The 6,595-nt window shown below is 63.1% G+C and carries 6 protein-coding genes and 1 pseudogene; 6 read left to right on the top strand and 1 reads right to left on the bottom strand.

Annotated features, from left to right (window positions below; all coding sequences use genetic code 11):
- The first annotated feature begins 57 nt into the window (after positions 1–57).
- The 6 genes from AC1DUU_RS19795 to AC1DUU_RS19770 all read left to right on the top strand — a co-directional run bounded on the left by AC1DUU_RS19795 (position 58) and on the right by AC1DUU_RS19770 (position 6,430).
- Positions 58–942: a carbohydrate ABC transporter permease gene (locus tag AC1DUU_RS19795; protein ID WP_476785106.1), complete on the top strand. Its 885-nt coding sequence runs from the start codon at positions 58–60 to the stop codon at positions 940–942.
- A gap of 86 nt (positions 943–1,028) precedes the next feature.
- Positions 1,029–1,787 (top strand): carbohydrate ABC transporter permease, encoded by a 759-nt coding sequence (locus tag AC1DUU_RS19790; RefSeq protein ID WP_476785105.1) that lies wholly within the window; start codon positions 1,029–1,031, stop codon positions 1,785–1,787.
- Between the two features lie 2 nt (positions 1,788–1,789).
- Positions 1,790–2,806, top strand: coding sequence for an SIS domain-containing protein (locus AC1DUU_RS19785; protein WP_476785104.1), 1,017 nt, complete (start codon positions 1,790–1,792; stop codon positions 2,804–2,806).
- Complete coding sequence (locus AC1DUU_RS19780; RefSeq protein WP_476785103.1) at positions 2,807–3,736, top strand: PfkB family carbohydrate kinase; 930 nt, start codon at positions 2,807–2,809, stop codon at positions 3,734–3,736.
- Entirely contained in the window at positions 3,733–4,821 is a 1,089-nt protein-coding gene (locus AC1DUU_RS19775; RefSeq protein WP_476785102.1) for an ABC transporter ATP-binding protein, read from the top strand. Before AC1DUU_RS19780 ends, AC1DUU_RS19775 begins: the two co-directional genes overlap by 4 nt.
- Before the next feature lie 319 nt (positions 4,822–5,140).
- Positions 5,141–6,430 (top strand): NCS2 family permease, encoded by a 1,290-nt coding sequence (locus AC1DUU_RS19770; RefSeq protein ID WP_476785101.1) that lies wholly within the window; start codon positions 5,141–5,143, stop codon positions 6,428–6,430.
- A 95-nt stretch (positions 6,431–6,525) separates the two neighbouring features.
- Here AC1DUU_RS19770 and AC1DUU_RS19765 read toward each other — a convergent pair.
- Positions 6,526–6,595, bottom strand: a pseudogene (locus AC1DUU_RS19765) (cytochrome c); the annotation flags it as partial.

Raw genomic sequence — 6,595 nt, 5'->3', positions numbered from 1 at the left:
CTTTCCGGGCGGCTTCGGCCGCCCGGCCCTTTCGGTTCCAGTAAAAAGAGTCGCCTCATGTCGGGCTCATGGATGACGACCCGCGCATGGCTGCTTATGCTGCCTTTGCTCGTGGTCATGATATCAGTCATCGGCTGGCCTCTCGTCGATACCGTGCGGCTTTCCTTCACCGACGCCAAGCTTGTCGGCACCGAGGGCAATTTCGTCGGTTTCGACAACTACGCCAAGATGCTCTCGGGCTCGAATTTCCAGCGCACGCTGGTGACCACGACCTGGTTCGCGGTCATCTCCGTTGCAGCCGAGATGATGCTTGGTGTTCTTGCAGCTCTTTTGCTCAATCAGCAGTTTCGCGGACGCGCATTGCTGCGCGCCTTGATGATCCTGCCCTGGGCTTTGCCGACAGTGGTCAACGCAACGCTGTGGCGGCTGATCTACAATCCCGAATATGGTGCGCTGAATGCCGCGCTGACGCAGATCGGTGTGCTCGACGCCTACCGTTCCTGGCTCGGCGAACCCAATACGGCGCTCGCGGCCCTGATTGTGGCCGATTGCTGGAAGAATTTCCCGCTTGTGGCACTCATCGCGCTCGCCGCACTCCAGGCCGTTCCACGCGACATCACGGCGGCATCGCTTGTCGACGGCGCCGGCGCCTTCTCACGCTTCCGCTTTGTCATCCTGCCTTATCTCCTCGGACCATTGATGGTGGCACTGGTGCTGCGTACCATCGAAGCGTTCAAGGTCTTCGACATCATCTGGGTGATGACCCGCGGCGGCCCGGCAAACTCGACGCGAACGCTGTCGATCCTTGTCTACCAGGAGGCGTTCTCGTTTCAGCGCGCCGGCTCCGGCGCGTCGCTGGCGCTGATCGTCACCTTGCTGGTGACGGTGCTGGCCGTCGCCTATGCCGCCTTGGTCAGGAAAGCTGCGGGGAGTACCAGCTGAYGGAACGCAAGAGCCCGCTTTTCACCATTTTCATCTACGCCTCGGCACTTCTGCTGGCCGCGGTGATCCTGGCGCCCGTACTTTGGATGTTCATCATGAGCATCTCACCGGCGGCGGATCTTTCGGCCAAACCCTTGCGCTGGTGGCCGCAGGAGGTCGACTTCTCGCGCTACCGCATGCTTTTGTCGACCGTGGAAAACAGCGCAGGTGCGGCCTTTGTCGCCTCGCTCTACAACAGCATCAGGATTGCCGGCATGGCGACGATCGCCGCAATCGCGCTGGCTATCCCGGCCGGCTGGGCGGTGTCGCGCACACCGACTGTGGGCTGGTCGCTGTCGATGGTCATCGCCACCTACATGCTGCCGCCGGTGGCGCTCGCCGTGCCGCTCTACATGGGCTTGTCCTATCTCGGCCTGCTCAACAACATCTTCGGGCTGGCGCTTGTGTATCTGACCATCCTGGCCCCGTTCACGACCTGGCTGATGAAGTCGGGCTTCGATTCGATCCCGCGCGAAATCGAAGCAGCGGCAATGATCGACGGCGCCAGCCTGTTCCAGACCTTGCGCATCATCACCTTGCCGCTCGCCGCACCGGTGGTGGCGACCTCGGCCCTGTTTGCATTGCTGCTCGCCTGGGACGAGTTCTTCTATGCGCTGCTGTTCACCTCCGACCTGCGCGCCAAGACGCTGACGGTTGCCATTGCCGACCTCGCGGGCGGCCGTGTCTCCGACTATGGCCTGATCGCTACGGCCGGCGTTCTGGCAGCGCTGCCGCCGGTGCTGATCGGTCTCGTCATGCAGCGCGCCCTCATCTCGGGCCTGACCAGCGGCGGCGTGAAAGGATGACCATGACCACACAGAAGCTAAGGCCTTCCGGACTCGTTGCGATCGACCGCGAAATGGCACGCCAGCATGGCGATGCATTTGCCTCGTTCGCCGAAAATTCCGAGATGGCCGCCAAAGTGGCTGTTTCGTTCGCAACGACCGGCCAACTGCTGCTGCTCGGCATGGGCGGCTCGCATGCTGTCGGCCGCGCCGTCGAGCCACTTTATCGTGCACTCGGCATCGATGCCATCGCCCTGCCTCTGTCCGAGCAACTCGGTCAGCCGCTTGTGCTCGATGGCCGCACAGTGCTGATGACGTCGCAATCGGGCGAAAGTGCCGAGGTCGTGCGCTGGTTCGCGGAAACGGGTGGCAACGCCGAAACCTTTGGGTTGACGCTCGAAGCCGGCTCGTTTTTGGCCCGCACGGCGCCATCGCTGGTCGGCGTAGGCGGCACCGAGCTTGCCTTCGCCGCAACCCGCAGCCTGACCGTCACCTTCGCACTTCACCTTGCCATACTGGCTGCGTTGGGCGAACACCCAAGTGGCGCGCTCGTGGCACTCCAGCTGCCTGAGATCGTCGACATCGGCGCAGCACTTTCGGCGTTGGAAAACGTCGCGACCGTCGTCACCTCCGGGCGTCGCCTGCAAGGCGTCGCCGAAGCGCTGGCGCTTGGCCTGACCGAGCTGTCGCGGCGCCCATGCTTTTCGCTTGAGGGCGGCCAGTTGCGTCATGGGCCGATGGAAATGCTGGGCCCTGACATAGGCGTCGTGCTGTTTCGGGGCCAAGATGCGACCGCCCCTCTCGTCACCGCCATGGCCGTGTCAGCTGTCGAAACYGGCGCGCCGGTTGTCATCTTCGACTCGTCGGGCGAAACACCTGTTGCGGGCGCAACAACACTTGCCTTCAAGCCGGCGACTGGAATGGCTGCGATCTTTGCAATGCTGCCGACGGCACAGCGCCTGATGATCGCTTTCGCCGATGCCCGCGTCGACGATGCCGGCACGCCGGTGCGTTCGACCAAGATCACCCGGAGCGAGTGAATGCGCCCGCTTGCGGTCATCGGCAACGTCAATGTCGACCTCATTTTGGGGCCGACGGCCCCCTGGCCCAAGGCGGGCACGGAGATCATCGTTGACCACGACGAACTGCGTGTCGGCGGCCAGGCGGGGAACTCGGCGCTTGCCTGGGAAGCGCTCGGCATCGACTTCGAGATAGCCGCCAATGTCGGAAACGACCAGTTCGGCCTGTGGCTGTGCGATGCCTTTGGCGACCGCGCCACAAAATGGGCCGTCTGCGCCGAGCGAACGACGCTGTCAGTCGGCATCACCCATCCCGATGGCGAGCGCACGTTCTTCACCACGCATGGCCACCTGCCCCGCTTCAGTCTCGCCGATGTGCTTTCCGTTCTCGATGGCAAGCGGCTTGCGGGCGGCTACGCGCTGTTGTGCGGCTCATTCCTGACCACAGACCTTGCGCGCGAATACGATTCCTTCTTCGACTGGGCGCATGGCCACGGCATCTCAGTTGTCCTCGACACCGGCTGGCCACCCGACGGCTGGACCGAGGCGAACTGCGCTTTGGCGCGCGCCTGGCTTGCGCGCTGCGAGTGCGCGCTGCTGAACGAGGTTGAGGCGACCACGCTTGCCGGCCTCGACAATCCGGCCGAAGCGGCTGCCGCACTTTGGTCCAGCATGGCCAAGGGCGCCATCGTCGTGGTCAAATGCGGACCGGACGGCGCCATCGCGATCGGCCCCGACGGCAAGCTGGTCTCGGCTGCGGCGCCTGCCGTGAAGGTTGTCGACACCATCGGTGCGGGCGACGTCTTCAACTCGGCCTTCCTTGCGGCCCTCGCCAAGGACCAGCCCCTCGTCGCTTGCCTGACTGCTGGAGTGCACGTCGCCTCGCGGGCCATTTCCACCTTGCCCCGCAGCTATGGYGGGTTGCCGGACTTTAGGGACGACGTTGCATGAGTGCGCTTGAAATCCAGAATATCCGCAAAAGCTACGGGGCGGTCGAGACGCTGAAGGGCATCGACATCGCGCTTCAGAGCGGCGAGTTCCTGGTGCTGCTCGGCTCGTCGGGTTGTGGGAAATCGACACTGCTCAACATCATCGCCGGGCTGGCCGAAGCGACGAGCGGGGACATCCGGATCGGCGACCGCTCGATCCTCGGCGTCCATCCCAAGGACCGAGACATCGCCATGGTGTTCCAGTCCTATGCGCTTTACCCCAATCTCAGCGTCCGCCGGAATATTGGTTTTGGCCTCGAGATGCGCAAGGTCCCGGCCGCCGCGCGCGACAAGGCCGTGCAGGAGGCTGCCAGGCTGTTGCAGATCGAGCCGCTGCTCGACCGCAAGCCGAGCCAGCTCTCCGGCGGGCAGCGCCAGCGCGTCGCCATCGGCCGAGCGCTGGTGCGCAAGCCTCAAGTCTTTTTATTCGACGAACCGCTATCGAACCTCGACGCCAAGCTGCGGCTTGAAATGCGCACCGAGCTCAAACGCCTGCACCAGATGCTGAAGACGACGGTTGTCTACGTCACCCACGACCAGATCGAGGCGATGACGCTGGCGACCCGCATCGCGGTGATGAAGGACGGACGGATCGAGCAACTCGGAACACCCGAGGAGATATACAACCATCCCACCACGCTTTATGTCGCCGGTTTCGTCGGCTCGCCGCCGATGAACATCCTCGACGTCACCTTGCGCAATGGCAAGCTCGAGATCGCGGGCTCCGATGTGTCGGTCCCGCTGCCGGCTCGCTATCGAGATTCGGTCGACGACGGCGCATTGTTGTCGCTTGGAATACGGCCAGAATCTCTTMGCCTCGCTGCCGCAGATGTGACCGGGCTCGCGCTGCCGGCGCGGATCGAGGTCGTCGAATTAACCGGTCCGGAGCTGGTCGCGACAGCCCGCATCGGCGGGCAAAAACTGATCGCTTGCCTCCCGCCACGGGTCCGTCTCAGGGAAGGTGAAAGCTGCACATTTGCCTTGGACGAAGATGCGCTGCATCTTTTCGATCCAAAGACTGGCGTGGCGTGCAAAGCATCGGTCTAAGAAGCCGAAGTCGGTTCATACGCCCCCCAATTCCTCTACAAAATCGCGAAACTGCTTCTAACAGAATTGGCCGACTGGCCTCTTGTGCCGGCAAAGCAACGGGCAGAAGTTAGCCCGGTTTGCACAGGCAATGATGCCTTGCTTCAAACGAGAAGTCATCGCCGGCTTGGGATGGACACGCTGGGACAGCGTCAAAGCCGACGGGTGTGAGGGAAAGCAGCGTTCGGCAAGGCCATTGGTTTTGATCCGTGGACAACGGGTCACATCTTGGTTCTGCGCGGCTTACGGCTACCGCACGCCGCATGGGAGGAAGCAAAGAGTGTTCGAGAAGTTTTTCAACCTGAAGGAACAAGGAACGTCGGTGCGAACCGAAGTGATCGCCGGCATCACCACGTTCCTGACGATGTCCTACATCATCTTCGTTAATCCCGAGATCCTGTCGTCGACCGGCATGGATCGCAACGCTGTGTTCGTGGCGACCTGTCTTGCCGCAGCGCTCGGCTCACTGATCATGGGCCTGGTGGCCAAATGGCCGATCGGCATGGCGCCGGGCATGGGTCTCAACGCCTTCTTCGCCTTCACCGTCGTTGGAGCCATGGGCTTTTCCTGGCAGCAGGCGCTGGGTGCGGTGTTCATCTCGGGCGTCATCTTCCTGCTGCTCACCGTCAGTGGCGTGCGTAGCTGGCTGATCGCGGGCATCCCGCATTCGATGCGCAGCGCGATCGCTGCCGGTATTGGCCTGTTCCTGGGCATCATCGCGCTGAAAAGCTCGGGCATCGTCGTTRCCAGCCCGGCTACGCTTGTGACGCTTGGCGACCTCAGCCAGACTGGGACGCTTCTGGCGATTGCCGGCTTCTTCATCATCGCCGCACTTGACGCGCTCAAGGTGCGTGGCGCGATCCTGATCGGCATTCTGGTGATCACCGTGGCCTCAATGGCGCTTGGTGTCAGCCAGTTCAACGGCATCGTTTCGATGCCGCCCTCCATCCTGCCAACCTTCCTGCAGCTCGACGTTATGGGCGCACTGCATGCTGGCTTGGTGCATGTCATCCTGGTGTTCGTGCTGGTCGAAGTCTTCGACGCAACCGGCACGCTGATCGGCGTTGCCAAGCGTGCCGGCCTGATCGAGCCAGGCAAGCCCAATCGCCTCGGCCGCGCGCTTTTGGCCGACAGCACGGCAATCGTCGCGGGTTCCCTACTCGGCACCAGCAGCACCACCGCCTATGTCGAAAGCGCTTCCGGCGTGCAGGCCGGCGGCCGCACCGGCCTCACCGCACTGGTCATCGGCGTGCTGTTTCTGGCAGCGCTGTTCTTCTCGCCGCTGGCAGGCTCGGTGCCTGCCTATGCCACGGCTCCCGCACTGCTCTATGTCGCCTGCCTCATGATGCGCGAACTCGTCGAGGTCGAATGGGCCGACATCACCGAGGCGGCGCCCGCCGCGCTGACCGCGCTGATGATGCCGTTCACCTATTCGATCGCCAACGGCTTGGCGTTCGGCTTCGTCAGCTATGCCGCGTTGAAGCTTCTGACCGGACGCCCCGGAGAAGTGCACGCGGCGACCTGGCTGGTGGCAGCGCTGTTCATCATCCGCTTCGCTTTCTTCGCTTAAAGCTCCAGCCTGGCGCTCGCGCCGAGAGCAAATGCCGCTGGGGATCGCGAATGCTGCCTCCGGCGGAGTTGTTTCGGATCAGCGGCTTTTCGCAGCTACTTGGGTGCGGCAGCAGCGGTTTCGCCCGGCGGCAAAATCCTGAACGTGAAGGTCGATACCTTCCGC

Source organism: Aminobacter sp. P4_H6_2, assembly GCF_056400805.1.
This window is presented reverse-complemented; position numbering and strand designations above follow the sequence as displayed.